The organism is Mesonia aquimarina (assembly GCF_003667275.1).
Lineage (GTDB): Bacteria > Bacteroidota > Bacteroidia > Flavobacteriales > Flavobacteriaceae > Mesonia > Mesonia aquimarina.
Genome location: NZ_RCNV01000001.1, coordinates 132,499 through 155,598 on the forward strand (window position 1 = coordinate 132,499; position 23,100 = coordinate 155,598).

Genomic DNA, 23,100 nt, shown 5'->3' on the forward strand with positions numbered 1-23,100 from the left:
GCACGTTGTCTTTTCGTAAAAAGTGCTCTTATTCATGACTAAAAAATTCTGTTTCTTTTTTATTTTGTTTTGTTGTGCATTTCAATTATTGGCACAACAAAAAAATCCTTTGGCTACTGAAGATTATTTAGTTCAAGAAGCTTGGGTAGATAGCGTTTACACTTCACTTTCAACAGAAGAAAAAATCGGTCAACTTTTTATGGTCGATATTTTTTCAAATAAAAGCAAAGCAGAAACCGATAAAATAAAAGAGCTCATTGAAGAACATCATATTGGTGGAGTTATTTTTTCTAAAGGTGGCCCACTTCAAGAAGCTAAATTAACCAATGAATACCAAGCGCTTTCTAAAATTCCTTTGCTTATAGGGATGGATGCAGAATGGGGATTAGCAATGCGTTTAGATTCTACTTATGCTTTTCCTTGGAATATGACTTTAGGTGCGGTAGATGATAATTTATTGGTAGAACAAGTTGGAGCACAAGTGGCAAAACATTGTAAGCGATTAGGGATTCATATAAATTTTGCTCCGGTAGCAGACATCAATGTTAATCCCGCAAATCCTATCATTGGAAATCGCTCTTTTGGCGAATCAAGAGAAAATGTTACTGAAAAAGCTGTTGCCTTTATGAAAGGAATGCACAGTGAAGGAGTTTTATCAAGTGCTAAACATTTCCCGGGACACGGCGATACCGATACCGATTCGCATAAAGCTCTACCAAGTTTAGATTTCAGTAAAAAAAGACTAGATAGTATAGAACTTTATCCTTTTAGAAAAATGATTCAAGAAGGAGTTTCTAGTATCATGGTTGGTCATTTAAATGTACCTGCTTTAGATAACAGAAGTGGATCTCCCTCTTCAATTTCAAGACCTATAATAACCGATTTACTTAAAGAAAAATATCAGTATAAGGGGCTAATTTTTACCGATGCGCTAAATATGCGTGGTATTGCAGATTATGATGAACCGGGGAGAGTAGATTTGGAAGCTTTTTTGGCTGGAAACGATATATTGTTAATTCCTGAAGACGTACCTAAAGCTTCAAAAATTTTATTGAATGCCTATCAAGATAGCCTTATAACTGAAAAACGTTTAAAGCACTCTGTTAAAAAAATTCTATCAGCAAAATACAAAGTCGGTTTAAATAATTACAAACCAATAGATACTACGTATTTAATAAAAGATTTAAATTCAATAAGAAACGATTTAATTTACAGCGAAGTAATGGAAAAAGCTGTCACTGTTATCAAAAATAACCGTGGAGTTTTACCCATAAAAGAATTAAAGAATAAGAAAATTGCTTATGTAAATTTTGGAGATGAAAACGGTGATGCATTTTTAAAGCAATTAAGAGATTATACAAGAATTGATAAAATTGAAGCCACTCACTTAAATGATTTACTTCTTCAGTTAAAAGATTATGATTTAGTAATTACTGGCTTGCATAAATCGAACGAAAGTCCTTGGAAATCTTATCAATTTACTGAAAAAGAATTGGTATGGCTTCACGAAATTGCAAGAGAAAACAATACAATTTTAAGCATTTTCACTAGACCTTATGCTTTATTGAATATAAAGTCTTTTACCAATTTAGACGGAATTATTATTGGATATCAAAATAGTGAAATTGCCCAACAAAAAACAGCGCAAGCAATTTTTGGCGCTATTGACGCTAAAGGAAAATTACCGGTTAGCATTGGTAAAAGTTTCCCGGTAGGAACGCAATTTAAAACCAATTCTATTAAACGATTAGCTTACGGAATTCCGGAAAGTGTGGGCTTAAACTCTGCTAAACTTCATCAAATAGATTCTATTGCGCAATTGGCAGTAGATAAAAAAATGACTCCAGGGTTACAAATGGTAATTGCGCGCAAAGGAAAAATAATCTACCGTAAAAATTTTGGTTACCACACCTATGAGAATAAACTACCGGTAACTGATAATGATGTTTATGATTTAGCCTCGCTAACAAAAATTTTAGCCACGTTACCTTTAATGATGGAGTTACACGAGAAGGGTGAAATTAATATGAACACCAAGTTAAAAGAAATCTTACCTGAAACTAAGAATTCTAACAAAGCAGATATTACACTCAAAGAAATGTTGAGTCATTATGCTCGTTTTAAACCGTGGATTCCTTTTTATATTGGCACTTTAGATAAGAAAACAAATAAAGCTTCATCTACCTATTTTAGAAATCAAGATAATGTAACTTTTCATACTGAGGTTGCAAAAGATTTTTATATGCGTAATGACATTCAGGATTCAGTTTACACGGAAATCATTAAAAGTGATCTTTTAAGAAAAAAAGAATATAAATACAGCGATTTACCATATTATTTACTAAAAAAATATTTAGAAAGTTACTATACTTCTTCATTGGCAGATATAACTCAAGAAAATTTTTATGAAAATTTAGGTGCCAATAAAACCGGCTATTTACCTATTCAACGCTTCAACTTAAATAATATTATTCCTACCGAAAATGATGATTATTGGAGAGATCAGCGTATACAAGGTTACGTTCATGATCAAGGAGCAGCAATGTTTGGAGGAGTAGGAGGACACGCAGGTCTGTTTAGCAATGCAAACGATGTTGCCAAAATTATGCAAATGTATTTAAATGGTGGTTATTATGGTGGACAACGATTTCTAAAACAAGAAACTATAGATGCTTTTAATACCTGTTATTATTGTGAAGATGATGTTAGAAGAGGTGTAGGTTTTGATAAACCTCAATTAGACGAAGTTGGTCCTACTTGTGGTTGTGTATCTATGACAAGTTTTGGGCACACTGGATTTACGGGAACTTATGCTTGGGCAGATCCTGAAGAAGAAATTGTGTATATTTTCCTCTCTAACAGAACATTTCCCGATGCTACCAATCGGAAATTAATTTATGAGGATATTCGTACAAAAATTCAGCGTTTAATTTATGAAGCAATCGTTTATTAAATTACGTTAAACTTATTCTATTTTCGTCCTTACTCCTTCAGAAAGCCTTATTTTTGAGCTTCAATCAGCGGTAAATCGTATTAAATTTTTAGATACAATATGAAAATAGGTATTGTTTGTTATCCTACTTTTGGTGGGAGTGGAGTAGTTGCTACAGAATTAGGAATGGCACTTTCTAAAAGAGGGCACGAAATTCATTTTATTACATACAAACAGCCTGTGAGATTAGAGCATCTTTCAAATCATATTCATTATCATCAGGTTAACGTACCCGAATATCCACTTTTTCATTATCAACCTTATGAGCTTGCTTTATCAAGTAAATTGGTTGATATGGTAAAGCTTCATAAAATTGAAGTTTTACATGTACATTATGCTATACCACACGCTTATGCAGGTTACATGGCAAAGAAAATGTTACGTGAAGAAGGCATCCATATTCCTATGGTCACAACACTTCACGGAACTGATATTACCTTGGTAGGAAACCACCCTTTTTATAAACCTGCCGTAACTTTTAGTATCAATAAAAGTGATGTGGTTACTTCGGTTTCACAAAGTTTAAAAGATGATACGCTAAAATATTTTGATGTAAAAACGGATATAAAAGTAGTTCATAATTTTATTGATTCATCTAAGCGAAAATCTTCATTTGAAGATTGTCAACGTGCGATAATGGCAAATGAAGATGAAAAAATTGTTACTCATATTAGTAACTTTAGAAAAGTAAAGCGTGTTGATGATGTTATACGTATTTTTCATTTAATCACGAAAAAAATAAAAGCCAAATTAATTATGGTTGGCGAAGGACCCGAAATAGAAAATGCCAAGCAATTAGCAAATGAATTAGGGGTGTTAGAAAAAGTTATTTTTATGGGAGAAAGCAATGAAATAAATAAGATACTTTGCTTTTCTGATTTGTTTTTACTTCCATCAGAAAACGAAAGTTTCGGCTTGGCAGCTTTAGAAGCCATGGTTAATGGCGTTCCTGTAATTTCTACAAATACAGGAGGATTACCGGAAGTAAACAAACATGGTTTTTCGGGTTATTTAGCAGATGTAGGCGATGTAAAAACGATGGGAGAGTATGCTTTAGAAATTTTAAGTGATGCTGAAAATTTAACTAGGTTTAAGACGAACGCAAAAAAAATGGCTTCAAAATTTGATATTGATGCGATCGTTCCACTGTATGAAAAGGTTTACGAAGAAGCATTACAAAAATCTTGAAGCCAAACTTTTTAAAACTTATTTTTTAGAACTGATAACGGACACCGATTGCTAAATCTGGAGCAAAATTATCAATTACATCATAATCGCTAAAACCGATTTCTGGTCTAAAATCTAACGAAAGTAATAAAGGAATATCAAAATTATATTCAATCCCTATATTTCCTGCCACAAAAGCAAAAGCGCCATCATCTGGATCATTATCATTTAGAAAATCGCGATTATCGCTAACACTTCCTAAACCGGCACCAAGACCAGCATACCAGTTAAAGCCACCTTCAATATTCCATACCCAATGGTAAAGACCTACCAATTTAAAAGCATCAAAATCGTTGTCATTTCTCCAACCAAGGTCAAATTCTAACCTATTATTGTTAGAACCAACCGCCCTCTGGTAAGAAACTTCAGCTCCAAAACCATTAGCACCACCTAATCGAAGCCCTAACGCGTTTTTAGAGATTTCCTGTGCTTGAGAAGTCATAAAACCTCCCATTACTAATGCTGCTACTAAAAGTATTTTTTTCATATTTGTTTTGTTTAATTTCAAAGGTATTTTTAAAAATCGATTCTAAATTTTTGCTCTAAATAATTTTTTGTTAATCTTATTTAAAAAGTGTTAAATTAAATTTCTATCAACTACATTAAATAACATATGAAAGACAAGCTTCACCAATTGGCTAAATCATTAAAAGGAGAACTCTTTACAGATGAGTTATTGAAAGCCATTTATGCTACAGACGCTTCGGTATACAGGGAAATTCCTTTAGCGGTAGCTTATCCGAAAGTTGATGAAGATATTAAGTATATTATAAAATTTTGTAATGAACATAATTGCTCTATAATTCCGCGTGCGGCTGGAACTTCTTTAGCTGGACAATGCGTAGGAAAAGGAATTGTTGTTGATATTTCTAAATACTATACCAAAATTCTTGATTTTAATGAATCAAAAAAAACAATTCGAGTTCAACCCGGAATTATTCGTGATGATTTAAATCGGTTTTTAAAATCATATGGACTTTTTTTTGGTCCTAATACATCAACTTCTAATCGCTGTACCATTGGGGGAATGGTAGGCAATAATTCTTCTGGTACAACTTCTATTAAATATGGAGTTACACGCGATAAGGTTCTTGCTATAGATTGTTTATTGGCAAATGCTAGTGAAGCAACTTTTTATGCTGATTCTTTTCAAGTTGAAAAATCAAAAACAAAGAACTCTCCTAAAGCTGCTGAAATATCCGATAAAATTCATCAGTTAGTTAGTCCCGAAAAAGTTCAAAAAGCGATTAAGGAAAATTTTCCGAAACCTGAAATTCATAGAAGAAATACCGGTTATGCACTAGATGAAGTTTGGAAAAATAATGAATTAAATATTCCCAAATTATTAGCCGGAAGCGAAGGAACCTTAGCTTTTAGCACGGCAATTACGTTAAAATTAGACGAGCTTCCTCCAAAGTATTCCGCTATGATAGCGGCTCATTTTAGTAGCATTTCAGATTGTTTAAATGCAGTAAAACCTTTAATGAAGCACGAGCTTTTTACGTGTGAAATGATGGATAAAACTATTTTAGATTGTACAAAAGCCAGTTTAAAATATAAAGAAAATCGATTTTTTATAAATCAAGATCCTGAAGCTATTTTAATGTTAGAAGTTTGCGCTGATGTTCAAGCTGATTTAACTATTAAAATTGAAAATTTATTAGCCTCTATAAAAAAGGAAACCAATGCTTATGCACAACCCGTTTTATATGCTGAAGAAATTGAATATGCTGTAGAATTAAGAAAGGCAGGTTTGGGACTTTTAGCAAATTTACAGGGTGATAAAAAAGCGGTTGCTTGTATAGAAGACACCGCAGTTGCACTTGATGATTTAGCTGATTATATAGCTGAATTTACGCAGTTGATGAAGAATTATAATCAAAAAGCTGTTTATTATGCTCATGCCGGTGCTGGTGAGTTGCATTTGCGCCCGATTTTGAATTTGAAGAAATCAGAAGATGTCGTTTTATTCAAAAAAATAACTAGAGATGTAGCTCTTTTAGTGAAAAAATATCAAGGAGCTTTTAGTGGAGAACACGGCGATGGTATTGTGAGAAGCACCTTTATTAAGGAAATAGTAGGAGAGGAGTTGTACAAAACATTTCAGCAAGTAAAATCAATTTTTGATCCAACTAAAATTTTTAATCCCGGAAAAATTGTTGATCCATTACCCATAGAACAAAGTTTACGATATCAACCCGACAGAAATGAACCACAGATTTCAACTTTTATGGACTTTTCTGAAGATAATGGGTTTTTACAAGCGGTAGAACGTTGTAATGGAAGCGGCGATTGTAGAAAACCAGTAGCAGCCGGCGGAACAATGTGTCCCAGTTATCGAGCTACTAAAAACGAAAAAGACACTACGCGGGCACGGGCAAATGCTTTAAGAGAATTTCTAACTAAAAGTGACCAAAAAAATCGTTTTGCTCATAAAGAATTAAAAGAAGTTTTAGATTTATGTATAAGTTGTAAAGCTTGTAAAAGTGAATGTCCTTCTACGGTAGATATGGCTAGTTATAAAGCTGAATTTGAATATCAATACCAAAAAGAAAACGGAAGTTCATTACGTACAAAAGTGTTTGCATATAATGATAAAATAAATCAATTGAATAGCAAAATTCCTAAGGTAGCAAACTTTTTTATGCAACAAAAATTCACTTCAGGAATGATGAAGTCTTTCTTAAAAATAGCTCCGGAAAGAAGTTTACCATTGGTTGCAGAAAAATCATTGATTAAAAAAATTAAGAACAAAAAAGTTGATTTAAAACCTATTAAAAAGACAAAAAGCGTTTATTTATTTATAGATGAATTTACCAATCATTTAGATGTGAAAGTAGGAGAGGATGCTATAAATCTTCTGGTGAAACTTGGCTATGAAATTAAGTTTTTGGACCATTTAGAAAGTGGAAGAAGTTTTATTTCAAAAGGATTTTTAGAAGAAGCAAAAAAAGTAGCCCAAAAAAATGTTGCAATTTTTTCTGAAGTAATCCATTCAGATACACCATTAATCGGTATAGAGCCATCAGCAATCTTATCTTTTAGAGATGAATATTTACGCTCAACAGATCAAAAAAAAGCAGCCCAAAAAATTGCAGAAAATACTTTTTTAATTGAAGAGTTTATAGCTTCAGAAATAGGTAATGGAAACATAACTTCTGATCAATTTTCATCAGCTAAAAGAAAGGTAAAAATACATGGGCATTGCCATCAAAAAGCACTTTCTAATGTAAAATTTACTTTTGATATGCTTAATATCGTTCAAAATTATGAAATAAGTATTATTCCGTCTGGTTGTTGCGGTATGGCAGGCTCTTTTGGTTACGAAAAAGAACATTATACCATTAGCATGAAAATTGGGAATCAAACATTATTTCCAGCTATAAAAAAAGCAGCTACAAAAACTATAATCGCAGCAAATGGAACAAGCTGCAGACATCAAATAAAAGATGGGACTAAAAAAATTGCAATGCACCCTGTGAGTATATTGTTTGAAGCTTTAAAGTAAAAAAAGAGTACAAATAACTGTACTCTTTTTTAAAAATCACTCTTCTAGATCTACATTGTAAGAAAGTAAAGTTTGAGTTTCTATAATGGTATTGCTTTCAGGAATTTCTATAGGTAAAGGAATGCCTGATAAATCTAACTGATAGCTAAAGTTAGTATTGCTATAAATAAGTCCTACATCTTTGGCATAATAGTTAGTAGATTTTAAAACTTCTTGACTTTCTAGAATGGTAAAAGGACCACCAAATGGATTTTGAATTATAACTTCTGCAACTAAACTTACACTAGATGAAATCACATCATTGTAAGTTGTATCGCCAGCTTCGAATTCATCAAAAGAATCTTCCTGTTGTGTTGTTATCGTATAATTTATATCTGTATTAATTCCTTGTAGAGTTTCAGTAAAACTTCCTGTTGAAGTATAAAGCTCTGTTCCGCTATTTTCATATTTACTATAAACAACAGCATTTTCGATAGGGATTTCAAAACTAGGTAAACCTTGTACTTCAAAAGATATATTTCCGTCTGCAATTAGATTTTCCTGGTTTTTAGAAATATTCGCTTTTGAAAACACTTCTGTAGCGAAGCCTATATAACCACCGGCATCTGGTTGTGTAGTAGATAAATCGAAAATTTTGGTATCATTTTCTTCAGAAGAATTTTCAACACTTAAAGTTTCTTCATTTTCAATAGTTGAATTATCCTGTAAATCTCTAAAATTATTATACGTCCAAGAATTTCCTGTTTTTAGTGGAAAATAATTACTTGTTGAGGGCTGAGGATCTGGATTGGAAGTTCCATCATCATCACTAGAACAAGCCACAAAACCAGTTACTATAAAAGCCAAAAGGCCTAATTTTAATTTTTTCATGATTAAATATTTTTTACTAATTTAGAAAAAATACGGCAAAAAAAATTATTACGAGCTTTTTTTTGAAGTAATCGTAATGGCAGCTAGTAAATTTTGCATTTGGTTTGTATCTTCATTTTCGTGCTTTATTTTAGGATATTCACTCTGATCAAAAGTTACTAGTTTCCACTTTTTTTTATGATATTCTAAAGCAGTTAAATTTTCTACCCAATCACCTGAATTTAAATATAAGCACGTCCCAGTTCTATTGACTTTTCTAACGATTTGTGGTTGATGTATATGACCGCAAATAACATATTTGTAACCATTTTCTATGGCCAAATCAGAGGCAACTTGCTCAAAATCTTGAATATGCTTTACGGCTTTTTTTACACTGTTTTTTATTTTTTTTGAAAGTGAAAACTTTTCCTTTTTCAATAATAATAACCACCAATTTAAAAATCTGTTGAATAAAATAAGTAAATCGTAGCCCCAGCCGCCAAGTTTAGCTATCCATTTGGCATTTTGTATAGAAGCATCAAAAACATCGCCATGAAAAAACCAAGCCTTTTTCCCGTCTAATTCTAAAACCAATTTATCTACCACAGAAATTTTCCCCATAGAAATATCACTGAATTTTCGTAGCATTTCATCGTGATTTCCAGTGATGTAAATAACCTCTGTACCTTTAGCTGATAAATCTATAATTTTTTTGATAACCTCTAAATGAGATTTTGGAAAGTAGCGTTTTCTAAATTGCCATATATCTACTATATCGCCATTTAGAATTAATTTTTCGGGTTTTATGCTGTTTAAATAAGCTAGTAATTCTTTTGCATGACATCCAAATGTTCCTAAGTGAACATCAGAAATTACCGCTATTTCAACTTTTCTTTTTTTCAATTAATTCAAGTAATTACAGCCACAAATAAAGGCTATGTTTTTTAGATGTAGATTATCCCCATTTTAACCTTAGTTAAATTTTTTGTTACCTAATTTAAAGGAAAGCTCAAATTCTATTTTCAAATATTGTCTTAAAAAATTACATTTGTTGAAAACAGCTTTATGGCAGGAAATTCCTTTGGCAAAATTTTTAAATTAACCACCTATGGAGAATCGCACGGAAATTCTATTGGTGGCATTCTGGAAGGTTGCCCGCCAAATGTAACTATAGATTTAGATGCTATTCAATATGAGTTAGATCGCAGAAAACCGGGACAATCTGCTATTGTAACACAGCGTAAAGAAAGTGACACCGTAGAAATACTCTCTGGAATTTTTGAAGGAAAAACTACCGGAACTCCCATTGGATTTCAAATTAAAAATAAAGATCAAAAATCTAAAGATTACAGCCATATAAAAGATGTTTACCGTCCTAGTCATGCAGATTTTACTTATGATAAAAAATACGGACATCGCGATTATCGTGGTGGCGGAAGATCTAGTGCTCGTGAAACAGCTTGTCGTGTTGTGGCAGGTGCTATTGCAAAACAGTTATTAAATCAAATCAAAATTACTGCCTTTGTTTCTTCTGTTGGTAAAATAGAACTTCAAAAAGAATTTAGAAACCTTGATTTCTCTGAAATAGAAAAAAATCCCGTTCGTTGTCCGGATGCAAAAAAAGCCGGTGAAATGGAAAAATATATCAAAGCTATTCGAAAAGAAGGTGATACTGTTGGCGGAACAATTAGTTGCATTATAAATAATGTACCTATTGGTTTAGGCGAACCGGTTTTTGATAAATTACACGCACAATTGGGTAAAGCAATGTTGTCTATAAATGCAGTAAAAGGCTTTGAATATGGCAGCGGTTTTGCAGGAACACAAATGAAAGGAAGCGAGCACAACGATCGTTTTTTGGAAACAGAAAAAACCAACACGAATTTTAGTGGCGGAATTCAAGGTGGAATTTCTAACGGAATGGACATTTATTTTAAAGTTGCTTTTAAGCCTGTAGCAACCTTAATGCAAAAACAAGAAACCATCAATACAGATTCTAAAAAAGTTGAAATGCAAGGAAAAGGAAGACACGATCCTTGCGTTGTTCCTAGAGCTGTTCCTATTGTTGAAGCTATGACTGCGTTGGTTTTAGCCGACTTTTATTTATTACAGAAAATTAATTCAGATAAAAATTAAATAACCTATATGAAAAAATTAGCACTACACTGGCAAATATTATTAGGAATGGCATTGGGCGTTGTTTTTGCCCTACTCTTAAGTAATTTTGCTTGGGGAAGCGATTTTATTTCAGATTGGATTAAACCATTTGGAACTATTTTTATAAATGCCTTAAAACTTATCGCAGTTCCCTTAATTTTAGCTTCACTTATTAAAGGAATTTCCGATTTAAAAGACATTTCGCAACTTTCAAAAATGGGTTTTCGGACCATTTCAATTTACATAATGACGACAATTATTGCTGTTAGTATTGGTTTATTAACAGTAAATATTGTTAAACCAGGAAATACAATTTCTGAAGATACTCGAACAGAATTGGTAGAAAGTTATGGCGGTGATGCTGATCTTACAAGGCAAAACGCTCAAAAACAAAAAGATGCCGGTCCGCTACAAGCTTTAATTGATTTGGTTCCCGATAATATTATTGGGGCTGCCGGAAAAAATTCTAATATGTTACAGGTTATTTTCTTTGCTATCTTTTTTGGTGTTTGCCTTATACTTATTCCCGAAAAAACAGCACAACCTGTAAAAGACTTTTTTGATGGTTTTAATGAAGTTATTCTCAAAATGATTGATATCATTATGTTAGCTGCACCTTATGGTGTGTTTGCGTTGCTCGCGGCATTAGTGGTAGAAGCCCCAAGTGCCGATTTGTTTGCGGCTTTAGGAATGTATGCACTTTGTGTTGTTGGCGGACTTTTTATAATGATCATTATTTATACATTAATAGTTTGGATTTTCACAAAAAAATCGCCTAGCTTTTTTATAAATGGTATTTCTCCGGCACAGCTTTTAGCATTTTCAACTAGTTCTAGCGCGGCAACATTACCGGTTACTATGGAACGTGTAGAAGAGCATCTTGGTGTAGAAAAAGAAGTAACCAGTTTTGTTTTGCCTATCGGGGCTACAATAAATATGGACGGAACTAGTCTGTACCAAGCAGTAGCTGCAGTTTTTATTGCCCAAGCTTTTGGTATGGAATTGTCTATTGCCACGCAATTAGGAATTATAGCCACAGCAACATTGGCCTCAATAGGCTCTGCTGCTGTTCCAGGAGCAGGAATGGTAATGCTAGTTATTGTGTTGGCACAAGCAGGAATTCCTGAAGCTGGTTTGGCACTAATTTTTGCGATAGATCGCCCATTAGATATGTGTAGAACTACAGTAAATGTTACGGGTGATGCTTCGGTTTCTATGTTAGTAGCAAAATCGGTGAATAAATTACGTGATAAACCACTTGTAAAAAATTGGGATGATAATTATAAAAAATAACTGAATTTTTTAATCTAAAAATTTTGCCTGTATTTCCGGTGTAGGAATCATACAGGCATTTTTTTTACCAAACCATTTATAACGATTTTTAGCTATAAAATCATAAACAAGGTTTCTAAAGCCTTCAGGGAAGTTCAATAATAAACTTGCCAAGACAGCATAAATACCGGGTAACTTTTTTCCTATTTCTAAGGCTGCGCTAGATTTTATATAGTATGCTTCTCCCGGAATTATTAAAATCATAGAATCAATTTCTGAAGTATCAATTCCGCGTTCTTTGGTAAGCTTTTGACCAATTTCACTTTGTAATGATGCAAACCTAAAAACATCTTTTTTGTCTTTTTTAATAATAAATTGAATTGCGTTATTACAAAGATTACAAACGCCGTCAAATAAAATTAGTTGTTTTTTTTCGGTTGCTTTTTTCATCATTTTTTTGCGCGTTGTACAAGCTCTAATTTATCTAAACCTACTTCGGTAGTAAACATTCCGTAATTAACAATAGCTTTTCCTTTTTCAATTTTATCAATAGAACCTACAGATCTACTATCTTCCAACCTAACGCGATCGTCAACTTTAAAAGAAACTATTTTTTTCTCTGCTGCTTTTTTTGCTTTTTCTTCTTCCAGCTTTTTTTCTTCTTTTTTCTTTTCGCGAATTACAGTAATTTTCTTTTCAGCTTCTTTCTTTATTTTTTCTTCTTTTGCTTTTTTCTGTTTTTGCTGTTTTTTAGTTTCTTTTTTTCGCTTAGAATTTTCAATAGCAACTAACTTTAAAAACTCTCCTATTAACTCTTTTTTATTATTGTTATTGAAAAAACTCTTACTCAACGAATCTATTTTCTGACCTAAATGAATATACCGTTGATTACTATCATATAACTCTTGAAAACCTTCTAACTTTTGCTGAACGCGGGAATTTATTTCCTCTAGACGTTCTTTTTTTTCAGCAGCTTTTAATTCTTTTTCTTTTAAGCTAGATGTGGTTTTTTGAAGCTTAGAACGCTCTTGCTGAAGTTTAGCTATACTTTTATCAAACCTGATTTTTCCGCGTTCTACTTTCTTTTTAGAACGATTAATTAAGCTATACGGAATACCATTTTTTTGTGCTACTTCAAACGTGAATGAACTGCCGGCTTCCCCTAAATGCAATTTGAATTTTGGCTGAAGGCTCTTTGAATCAAATAACATGTTAGCGTTACTAATAGCTTCGGTTTCACTAGCCATCTTTTTTAAGTTAGCATAGTGAGTTGTTATAATTCCGTATGAATTTTTCTCATAAAAAACTTCTAAAAAAGTTTCAGCTAAAGCGCCACCGAGTTCAGGGTCGCTTCCTGTCCCAAATTCATCAATCAAAAACAGCGTTTTATCATCACACTTCCTAAGAAAATACTTCATATTTTTTAACCGATAAGAATAAGTACTTAGATGATTTTCAATACTTTGGTGATCGCCAATATCGGTTAAAATTTTATTGAATAAACACATTCTGCTGTATTCGTGAACCGGAATCAGCATGCCGCTTTGCAACATAATTTGCAGTAATCCAACAGTTTTTAAGGTGATACTTTTTCCGCCGGCATTAGGACCCGAAATAACAATAATTCTATTATCAGGATGTAAATTAATATCCTGCGGATAAGTTTTTTTATCTGATTTTTTATTATTTAAAAATAGTATTGGATGATAAGCTTCTTTTAATTGAAGCTCTCTGGTTTTAGTTATTTTAGGTAAAACGGCATCTAATTTTTCTGCATATTTTGTTTTTGCCGCTATAACATCTATATCACTTAAATAGTTTTGATATTCAATTAATAATTCACGATAAGGCCTTATTTGATTGGTAAGCGCTTTTAAAATCCGTTTAATTTCTTCGCGCTCTTCGTATTCTAAATTATTCAGCTCTCGCGAATGCCGTAAAGTTGCTTCTGGTTGAATATATACAATACTACCAGTTTTAGAATTACCTAAAATTGCACCTTTTACTTTTCGTCTATGCATTGCCGAAACAGCTAAAACACGCACATTATCTACAACAGATTCTTTAATTTCATCTAAATAACCATAACTATGATAACGAGAAAGATCGCTAGAAAAACTCGAATTTATTTTTCCACGGACTTGATTAATTGAACGTCTAATATTTTGTAATAAAGGCGAAGCATCATCTTTTAACTCACCAAATCTATCAATTACTTTATTTATCGCTTCAATTAAATCTGTTGTAAAATCTATTTCCTGAGAAGTTTTAAACAAAGAAGGATAAACTTCACGGTATTTTTTAAAATATAAAATATGTGTATTTACCGTTTGTGAAATATTGGCAATTCGGCGAAAACCAATAACTTCTAAAATACTATCTTCTATTGCTAAAAATCTGATCTCTTGCTGAATAGGATCAAATCCATGATTGGGAATCCTAGTTTCCTGAAGCGCAGAAGACTTATACTCATTGGTTTGATGTAAGCCGAAAAGTGCTTCATCATGAGATTTAAATGGCTTTATGTTAAGGGATTTTTCCTTTCCTAAATCTGTAATGCAAAGCTCTTCAATTTGCTTGCAAACACTAGGAAATTCTAAATCGCTAAGGGTTTTATCTGTTATTTTTATCATAGTAATTTTTCCTACTTTCGTAGCTGGGCAAATTTAATCAATAATTATGAAGGTAAACATAGATAAAAGCTGGAAAAAACAACTTGATTCAGAATTTGAAAAAGATTATTTTAAGGACTTAACTGATTTTATAAAAGAGGAATATACTAAATATACGTGTTTCCCTAAGGGCAAAGATATTTTTGCTGCTTTTGACTATTGTTCTTTTGAAGATGTAAAAGTGGTTATTTTAGGTCAAGATCCATACCACGGAGTAAATCAAGCAAATGGTTTATGTTTTTCTGTGCAAGATGAAATTGCTATGCCGCCTTCATTAATCAATATTTTTAAAGAAATTGAAAAAGATGTTGATCAGCCATTTCCTAAAACGGGAAATTTAGAGCGCTGGGCAAAGCAAGGCGTATTATTATTAAATGCCACATTAACTGTACGCGCTCATCAAGCTGGAAGTCATCAAAATAAAGGTTGGGAAAAATTTACGGATACGGTAATTTCTACTATTTCAAACGAAAAAAAAGATGTTGTATTTTTACTTTGGGGCGGATTTGCAAAGAAAAAAGTGAAATTTATTGATGCGGATAAACATCATATTCTAACTTCCGGACATCCCTCACCATTGAGCGCAAATAGAGGGTATTGGTTTGGTAATAAACATTTTAGTAAAACCAACAAGATTTTAGCCTCAATAGGAAAAGAAACTATAAAGTGGTAATTACTTTTTAGCTGAAGAAACGCGCGGATCGCTGTTATCTTCTGCATTTCTACTAAAAAGAAAAAGCAAAGTATTGATTAACAATAAAAGTGCTAAAGATCCAAAAAAGTATAACATCGCTACAGTTGTTTTTGTTAAGTTGCATTTAGTAGATGTAACTAGTTCAAAAAGGTTGCGTGAATGTTATGAAATTATTTATAAAAAATTAAATAAATCCTCAAGTAACTGATTTTTAAAGGAATATTTTTAAGCTAAAAACTTAAACTTCAGCTTCATTTTTAGATTTAAGATAAGAATAAATCTCGTATTGCGACCTGATTTTTTCTTGGTTCTTTTTTTGTTTTACATACTTGTTTTTTTCCTTATGATCTTGAACTCTTGCTTTTACATTATCTTGCAATTGAATATTTAAAATGTCTTTAAATTCTTGTGCAATTTCAGGATCATAGACCGGTGCAAGTACTTCTATTCTACGGTCTAGATTTCTATTCATCCAATCTGCACTTCCAAAAAAGAGTTCTTCTTCTCCATCATTATGAAAAATATAAATGCGTCCGTGTTCTAAATAACGATCAATTATACTGGTCATATAAATATTTTCGCTTAAATTTTTTACCCCGGGAATTAAACAAGTGAAACCACGAACAAGCAACCTGATCTGAACCCCTTTTGAACTTGCTCTATACAATAAGTCGATAATTTCTTTATCTTCTAAGCTATTCATTTTTGCAGTGATTTTGGCTTCTCTTCCAGCTTCTGCGTGATCAATTTCTCTTAGAATCATATTTGTAAACGCTTGTCGTGTATTAAAAGGAGAAACTAAGAGATTTTTTGTTCGCGGTACTATTAATTCTCCTTGCAAAACTTTAAAAACGCGATTTAATTCTTTGGTCAATTTTTTATGTGCCGTAAAAAGTGCGTGATCACAATAAATTTTACTCGTTTCACTGTTAAAATTACCTGTACCAATATAGGCGTAATGTGAAATTTCATCCTCTTCTTGACGTGTAATTAGCAAAATTTTGGAATGCACTTTAATTTTAGGAAAGCTGTAAATTACTTCGGCTCCTTTTTCTTCAAATTTTTTCCCCCAATGAATATTATTTTCTTCATCAAAACGAGCTTTTGCTTCAACAAAAACGGTAACTTTTTTATTATTTTTTAAGGCTTTTAAAATAGATGAAGTCAACTTAGACTCATCTGCAACCCGATATAAGGAAATTTTAATTTCTGTAACCTGCTTATCTGTTGCGGCTTGTTCAACAAATTTTTCTACATAAGAAAAAGACATGTAAGGGTAATGCACTAACTGATCTTTTTCTTTAATGGTTGAAAAAAAATCGGTAGATTTTTCTAAATGCGCATGCGCAATTGGCGGCAACTCTTCGTAAAATAAATCTTTGTTATTTGTAGGGTCTGGAAAACTAAAAAAATCGCTGAAATTATGATATTTACCACCAGGCATCATATCAATTTTTCCAAGTCCTAAATGCTTGCGCAATTTTTTCTGAAGAGATTTTGGCATTTCAGCATCGTACAATAAACGTGTGGGTTGGCCGTCTGTTCTTTGCTGTAATGACTCATAAATTTTTTCGGCTAGAACACCTTCAAATTGATCGTCTATATAAAGTTCTGCATCTCGCGACATTTTAACTTGATAGATTCCGGCTATTTTTTTGTCAGGAAAAATTTGATGCATTTGCAGCCTTAAAATGTCATCTATAAATGTAATATAATACTCATCATCTTCATTTGAAAAATTGAAAAATCGACCATTTTTATCAACAGGAATATTTACCAATCCTGCTAAATTAGAATCTCTAAAACTTACAAAAAGATAAATGGTATTGTTTTCTAAAAAAGCCTTTTTATCACTTTCAAAATCAATTAATTGCGGTTCTATATTTTTAGCGATTTGTAAATTAAAATACTTTTCGGCTTCAATTTTCTGGGAAGTTGAATAGTGTGTTTCTTCAATTAAATTAATAGAATTTTCTTGAAGTTCCGGTAAAATTTGATTGTGAAAAATATGCCCAAATAATTGTTGATGCTCTTTAACCTCTGCTATAATTTGTTTTACTTTTTTTGAAGGTTTTAGAGCTAACTTTTTTCTCAGGCTCTTTTTTATTTTTTTTATTTGACGTAGTTGAGAAACCCGAACGCGATAATATTCGTCTAAATTGGAAGAAAAAATGGCTAAAAATTTTAATCGCTCATACACCGGATTCCTTTTATCTTCAGCTTCTTGTAAAACTCGCTTATTGAAGCTTAACCAATTAAGATCGCGGTGTTTAAATTTTTCTTCTATGGGTGTTGTCATAAATTTTGAGCTTTTCTCAAAACTACAAAGAAGCCCGGCAGCGACAATTTAAATTTCTGTTAAATAAAATTTTTAAATCAACTTGTTTAGAGTAGATAAAATTAATTTATCCATAGTTTTTTGCGGCTTTTTACTGAATTCTCCCGTTGCCCTATTGGCCATAATCGCATTTAGAGATATTGCTTGATGCCCTAGTAGTTTAGACAAACCATAAATACCACTGGTTTCCATTTCTAGGTTAGTGATTTTCTGATTTTTATAAAAAAACGACTGTAGTTTTTTAATAAAATTTTGATCGTATAATTTAGCACGTAACGCTCTACCTTGTGGAGCATAAAAACCAACATTTGTTGCAGTTATTCCTTTTATAAATGTTGGATCTTCTAAAAATAAATCAGTTAATTTTTTATCAGAAGAAATTATATAGGGCTTTGCTAAATTTTCTAATTTTAGGTGATTATGAACTGCTGAACAAAATTCAAGATCATTTTCAAAACCTTTATAATAATGGAGAAGTGAATCAAAACCGATAGCTTTTTCTGAAACTAAAAAAGAATCTAACGGAATATTTTCTTGTAAAGCTCCCGAGGTTCCAATTCTAATAATTTGCAAACGCGTTAAACTTTTTTTTACGGTCCTTTTTTTTAAATCTATATTAACTAGCGCGTCAAGCTCATTTAATACAATATCTATATTATCGGTGCCAATCCCTGTAGAAATAACTGTAATGCGTTTATTTTTAAACCAACCGGTTTGCGTATGAAATTCCCTTTTTTGAATTTTTAAATCAATCTTATCAAAAAATTTGCTCACTTCTGAAACGCGATCCGGATCGCCTACTGTAATTATAGTTTCAGCAATATCCTCTGATTTTAAATGAAGATGATAAACACTTCCATCAGGATTTAAAATTAATTCTGAAGCCTTTAAACTCATCTTATAATTTTAAAAGAGATTGTTCTTCGGGATTATATAAAAAATTGTATTTAGAAACACCTCCATAAATAGTATCGTCTTGTAAATCTCTGTAAAAATTTTGTTTCTCCTCTAGCGCTAAAATGCCATTTTCTGTTAGTTTAAAAAACTTAGAGTTTTCATTAAAAAAAGGCTTTAGTTTTTTTATGATTTTCACGTATTGTAAAGCATTATAACCGTAATATCCTTGATACTGTAAGGCATAACCTAATAATTGCTTTTGCGAAATAATTTGATTGTTTTTAATCAGTTTTAAAATATTTAATTCAATAACATTTAAACCACTTTTAATATTCGGGAAACGCTCTAAATGAGCTCTTATGCAGCTAGATACAAAGGTGAAATTAGAACTTTTATTAAGTTCGGGTTTCAATTTCAATGGGTTATTTCCACAGTAATATTGCCAAATAGAATCTGCAAAATCTAAATCGTCATCATTCAATTCTATTTTTTTATCAAAAAGTAATTGTAATTCATTTTCGTCTAAACTGGAGATAGCGCGTAAATTACTATTTTCTAACTGCGAAATGGTGGTAATATAAATCTTAAAATTGTTTTGCTGTTGTCTAATAAATTGCAGCGCAGCTAACATATTTATATAGCTGAATAAATCAAAATCTAACCAAATTATAATTTCATCATTTTTATTAAAATGTTTAATTTTTTCGAGCTGTGATAAAAAATTTTCTTCATAGTTTTTATATGAAATTTGATATGTTCTTTTTAGAAATTCTTTCCGAAGCTTTATAAAATCTGTTGTTGCCACTTCGTAAGATATTGCTCCTTCACACATCATTTCTCTCCAGGTGAGTATGTGTTTTGCAAGTCCAAAATTTTTTAATTTTTCTGAACAAGAATCGCCATTTGTTATGTGTAAAGTTTTTTTCATATCAATTTTATCCGCCAACACGTTTTACTGAAAAACCTTTTTCTTTTAATATTTTCATAATTTGCGGGCGGTAATCTCCTTGTATAATTATTTGGTCATTTTTTGTGGTACCACCAACGCCAAGTGTTGTTTTCAACTCTTTAGCCAACTTTTTAAAATCTTCATCGGCACCTGTATAACCTTCAATTATCGTGGTTGCCTTTCCTTTTCTTTTTTCGTATTTACAAATAAGTGGATCGTCTTGCATCCAAAGTTTATTTTCTTCAGATGAATTTTCTGTATTTTCATCCGGTTCGTGATCCGGAAATAAATTTTGCAACTGATCTTTTAAATCCATATTATTTTATTCTTTTATAAGACCTATTTCTATTAAACGTTGGCGAAGAAATTCTCCAGCAGTAATATCCTCATATTGTTTTGGATGTTCTTTATCTATACATAAATCTAAACAATCTAATTTCATATCGCTCCGTGGATGCATAAAAAACGGAATAGAATAACGTGGTTCGTGCCATTTTTCTTTTGGCGGATTTATTACGCGATGAATAGTTGAACGCAACTTGTTATTAGTATGACGTTCTAACATATCGCCAACATTTATTACCAATTCATCTTTATTGGGAATTGCATCTATCCATTCCCCATCTTTGCGCATAACTTGTAGACCTCCTGAAGAAGCTCCCATCAACAAGGTAATTAAATTAATATCACCGTGCGCTCCAGCTCTAACGGCGCCTTTTGGTTCTATCTCTATGGGTGGATAATGAATTGGACGTAGAATACTATTTCCATTACTTGCCCAATGATCAAAATAATCTTCCTCTAAACCTATATACAAAGCTAAAGCTCTTAATACATAAATACCTGTTTTTTCAAGCATTCTGTAAGCTTCCATTCCTGTATGGTTGAAATCTTTTAATTCTTCAACGTGAATATTTTCAGGGTATTCCTCACTTAAGTTTGCATTTTCATCAGATTCTTGTCCAAAATGCCAAAATTCTTTTAAATCGCCTTCTTTTTTGCCCTTGGCGTGTTCTTTTCCAAAAGAAATATACCCACGTTGTCCGTTGAGTTCTTCAATTTCATATTTTTTTTTCACTTCTAGTGGAAGCGAAAAAAAAGTTTTTACTTCTTTATAAAGTTCTTTTTCTAAGTCTTCACTTAGAAAGTGATTTTTTAAGGAAACAAAACCTATCTCTTCGTAGGCTTTTCCTAATTCATCAACAAACTTCTGCTTACGCTTTTGATCTTCAGAAAGAAAGTCATCAAGATTAACACTCGGGATATTTTTTAAGGACATATGAAAAAAAATGGATTTACAGCAATATTAATTTTACTACAAAGTTAGCCAATTTAATTATTCTTATAGAGAATGACTGAACTAGAAATTAAAATTCAATATTCATTCAAAATACTAACTTAAAATTTTTAGATTTGAGAGTATAAAACCATGCAAATCTAATGAGTCAACTCAATTTTACTGAATATAAGCCGATTTCAGAAACAACATTATCTCCAGAGTTAGTAAAGAAACTATATTTTAACATGCTAAAACCTCGAATGATAGAAGAGAAAATGCTCATTCTTCTTCGGCAAGGTAAAATTTCAAAATGGTTTAGCGGGATTGGGCAAGAGGCTATTTCAGTAGGTGTTACCAGTGTGTTAGACGATGACGAATATGTATTACCGATGCATCGTAATTTAGGAGTTTTTACCACAAGAGGTATTCCACTAAACCGTCTTTTTTCACAATGGCAAGGCAAGGCAAATGGTTTTACAAAAGGACGTGACAGGAGTTTTCATTTTGGTTCGCAAGAATTTAAAACGGTAGGCATGATTTCCCATTTAGGACCGCAGTTAAATGTCGCTAACGGGATAGCCTTAGCCCATAAATTAAAGCAAGAAGCAAAAATAACCGCGGTTTTTACCGGTGAAGGAGGAACAAGCGAAGGCGATTTTCATGAGGCATTAAATATTGCTTCGGTTTGGAGTTTGCCTGTCTTATTTTGTATAGAAAATAATGGATATGGTTTATCAACGCCAGTATCAGAACAATATCATTGTGAGCACTTAGCCGATCGAGGCAACGCTTATGGGATGGAAGCACATATTATTGAAGGAAATAACATTCTTGAAGTCTATACCAAACTTGAAAATATTACCAGAAGTATGCGCGAAAACCCTCGTCCGGTACTTGTAGAGTTTAAAACCTTTAGAATGCGCGGGCATGAAGAAGCAAGCGGAACAAAATATGTACCCGAAGAATTAATGAATTTTTGGTCGACTAAAGATCCTATAGATAACTTTTTGCAATTTTTACACGAAGAAAATATTCTAAGTGAAGAAGAAAACACCACTTTTAAAGAAAAAATTTTAGCAGAAATAAACCAAGCTTTACAAGAAGCAAATAAGGAAGAAGAAATAAGCTCAACTCCCGAAAAAGAGTTGACCGATGTATATCAACAATTTGAAGAAGCTGTATTTGCTCCAAAGCAGGAAAAAGAAGAAATTAGATTTATTGATGCCATTACAGCAGCTTTAGATCAATCTATGGACCAACACGAAGACTTAGTGATTATGGGGCAAGACATTGCTGATTATGGTGGTGTTTTTAAAATTACCGAGGGTTTTTCAGAAAAATTCGGGAAAGAGCGCGTACGCAATACCCCGATCTGTGAATCAGGAATTGTATCTGCAGCTATGGGACTTTCTATAAAAGGAATAAAATCGATAGTAGAAATGCAATTTGGCGATTTTGTATCATCAGGATTTAATCCGATTGTCAATTATTTAGCAAAAGTTCATTACCGATGGAACCAGAATGCAGATGTTGTGGTTAGAATGCCTTGTGGAGCAGGAGTAGGTGCCGGCCCTTTTCACAGTCAGACAAACGAAGCCTGGTTTACTAAAACCCCGGGATTAAAAGTAGTTTACCCCGCATTTCCTTATGATGTAAAAGGATTGCTGATTAGTGCCATAAATGATCCCAATCCCGTTCTGTTTTTTGAACATAAAGCATTGTATAGAAGTGTAAAACAAGAAGTGCCTACTAATTATTATAGTTTACCTCTTGGGAAGGCTGTTTCACTGCAAGAAGGAACCGAAGTTTGCATTATAAGCTATGGTGCCGGGATTCACTGGAGTTTAGAATATTTAAATACGCATCCGGAAGTTTCAGCTGAATTGATAGATTTACGCACATTACAACCCTTAGACAAAGCGGCAATTTTTAAAGCCGTACAAAAAACAGGTAAAGTAATAATTTTACAAGAAGATTCAGCTTACGGAGGAGTTGCTGCAGAAATATCATCTCTCATTTCAGAACATTGTTTTGAATACTTAGACGCACCGATTAAACGGGTAACCAGTATGGAAACGCCTATCCCTTTTGCCACAAATTTAGAAAGAGATTACCTTTCTACAGCACGCTTAGAAGAAGCTTTATCAGAATTATTGGCTTATTAAACTAAGGTTAAAATTAGCGTAGTATTAACATTTTATCGTTAAACATTCTTAATTTTATTTTATTGAAAAAAATTGCTCAGTAAATTTGATTGAAACAAGTT

General features: G+C 32.3%; 17 protein-coding genes. 7 read left to right on the forward strand and 10 right to left on the reverse strand.

Going from position 1 to position 23,100, the window contains the following annotated elements:
- Nucleotides 1-34: 34 nt before the first annotated feature.
- Complete coding sequence (locus tag D9R05_RS00745) at nt 35-2,953, forward strand: glycoside hydrolase family 3 N-terminal domain-containing protein (RefSeq protein ID WP_121665308.1); 2,919 nt, start codon at nt 35-37, stop codon at nt 2,951-2,953.
- A 99-nt stretch (nt 2,954-3,052) separates the two neighbouring features.
- On the forward strand, nt 3,053-4,180 hold the full coding sequence (bshA, locus tag D9R05_RS00750) for an N-acetyl-alpha-D-glucosaminyl L-malate synthase BshA (RefSeq protein ID WP_121665309.1): 1,128 nt from the start codon (nt 3,053-3,055) through the stop codon (nt 4,178-4,180).
- 25 nt (nt 4,181-4,205) lie between these two features.
- Here bshA and D9R05_RS00755 read toward each other — a convergent pair whose 3' ends face one another.
- Nucleotides 4,206-4,706, reverse strand: a complete 501-nt coding sequence (locus D9R05_RS00755; RefSeq protein ID WP_121665310.1) for a hypothetical protein — start codon at nt 4,704-4,706, stop codon at nt 4,206-4,208.
- Nucleotides 4,707-4,832: 126 nt separating this feature from the next.
- On the opposite strand from D9R05_RS00755, the gene D9R05_RS00760 reads away from it, so the two are divergent.
- A complete protein-coding gene (locus D9R05_RS00760; RefSeq protein WP_121665311.1) occupies nt 4,833-7,727 on the forward strand; it encodes an FAD-binding and (Fe-S)-binding domain-containing protein in 2,895 nt (964 codons plus the stop codon).
- A 36-nt stretch (nt 7,728-7,763) separates the two neighbouring features.
- Here D9R05_RS00760 and D9R05_RS00765 read toward each other — a convergent pair whose 3' ends face one another.
- Together D9R05_RS00765 and D9R05_RS00770 are read right to left on the reverse strand one after the other, a co-directional pair.
- A complete protein-coding gene (locus tag D9R05_RS00765; RefSeq protein WP_121665312.1) occupies nt 7,764-8,597 on the reverse strand; it encodes a hypothetical protein in 834 nt (277 codons plus the stop codon).
- A 48-nt stretch (nt 8,598-8,645) separates the two neighbouring features.
- Entirely contained in the window at nt 8,646-9,479 is an 834-nt protein-coding gene (locus D9R05_RS00770) for a UDP-2,3-diacylglucosamine diphosphatase (RefSeq protein WP_121665313.1), read from the reverse strand.
- Nucleotides 9,480-9,641: 162 nt separating this feature from the next.
- Between D9R05_RS00770 and aroC the strand changes: the two genes are divergently transcribed.
- Together aroC and D9R05_RS00780 are read left to right on the forward strand one after the other, a co-directional pair.
- Nucleotides 9,642-10,712, forward strand: a complete 1,071-nt coding sequence (gene aroC / locus D9R05_RS00775) for a chorismate synthase (protein ID WP_121665314.1) — start codon at nt 9,642-9,644, stop codon at nt 10,710-10,712.
- A gap of 9 nt (nt 10,713-10,721) precedes the next feature.
- A complete protein-coding gene (locus tag D9R05_RS00780) occupies nt 10,722-12,026 on the forward strand; it encodes a dicarboxylate/amino acid:cation symporter (RefSeq protein WP_121665315.1) in 1,305 nt (434 codons plus the stop codon).
- Nucleotides 12,027-12,035: 9 nt separating this feature from the next.
- Here D9R05_RS00780 and D9R05_RS00785 read toward each other — a convergent pair whose 3' ends face one another.
- Nucleotides 12,036-12,455: a thiol-disulfide oxidoreductase DCC family protein gene (locus tag D9R05_RS00785; RefSeq protein WP_121665808.1), complete on the reverse strand. Its 420-nt coding sequence runs from the start codon at nt 12,453-12,455 to the stop codon at nt 12,036-12,038.
- Entirely contained in the window at nt 12,455-14,638 is a 2,184-nt protein-coding gene (locus D9R05_RS00790) for an endonuclease MutS2 (protein WP_121665316.1), read from the reverse strand. Before D9R05_RS00790 ends, D9R05_RS00785 begins: the two co-directional genes overlap by 1 nt.
- Before the next feature lie 46 nt (nt 14,639-14,684).
- Between D9R05_RS00790 and D9R05_RS00795 the strand changes: the two genes are divergently transcribed.
- Complete coding sequence (locus D9R05_RS00795) at nt 14,685-15,350, forward strand: uracil-DNA glycosylase (protein ID WP_121665317.1); 666 nt, start codon at nt 14,685-14,687, stop codon at nt 15,348-15,350.
- 259 nt (nt 15,351-15,609) lie between these two features.
- Here the strand turns inward: D9R05_RS00795 and ppk1 are convergent, their stop codons facing one another.
- The 5 genes from ppk1 to D9R05_RS00820 form a co-directional block, all read right to left on the reverse strand.
- Nucleotides 15,610-17,670 (reverse strand): polyphosphate kinase 1, encoded by a 2,061-nt coding sequence (gene ppk1, locus D9R05_RS00800; RefSeq protein ID WP_121665318.1) that lies wholly within the window; start codon nt 17,668-17,670, stop codon nt 15,610-15,612.
- Between the two features lie 72 nt (nt 17,671-17,742).
- Nucleotides 17,743-18,606 (reverse strand): nucleoside phosphorylase, encoded by an 864-nt coding sequence (locus D9R05_RS00805; protein WP_121665319.1) that lies wholly within the window; start codon nt 18,604-18,606, stop codon nt 17,743-17,745.
- Between the two features lies 1 nt (nt 18,607).
- Nucleotides 18,608-19,534 (reverse strand): DUF1835 domain-containing protein, encoded by a 927-nt coding sequence (locus D9R05_RS00810; RefSeq protein ID WP_121665809.1) that lies wholly within the window; start codon nt 19,532-19,534, stop codon nt 18,608-18,610.
- A 7-nt stretch (nt 19,535-19,541) separates the two neighbouring features.
- Nucleotides 19,542-19,871, reverse strand: a complete 330-nt coding sequence (locus D9R05_RS00815; RefSeq protein WP_121665320.1) for a translation initiation factor — start codon at nt 19,869-19,871, stop codon at nt 19,542-19,544.
- 6 nt (nt 19,872-19,877) lie between these two features.
- The gene (locus tag D9R05_RS00820; protein ID WP_121665321.1) at nt 19,878-20,834 is read right to left on the reverse strand and encodes an isopenicillin N synthase family dioxygenase; all 957 of its coding nucleotides are present in this window, start codon (nt 20,832-20,834) and stop codon (nt 19,878-19,880) included.
- 161 nt (nt 20,835-20,995) lie between these two features.
- Here D9R05_RS00820 and D9R05_RS00825 point away from each other — a divergent pair, with 161 nt between their 5' ends.
- The gene (locus D9R05_RS00825; RefSeq protein WP_121665322.1) at nt 20,996-22,999 is read left to right on the forward strand and encodes an alpha-ketoacid dehydrogenase subunit alpha/beta; all 2,004 of its coding nucleotides are present in this window, start codon (nt 20,996-20,998) and stop codon (nt 22,997-22,999) included.
- The last annotated feature ends 101 nt before the right edge of the window (nt 23,000-23,100 follow it).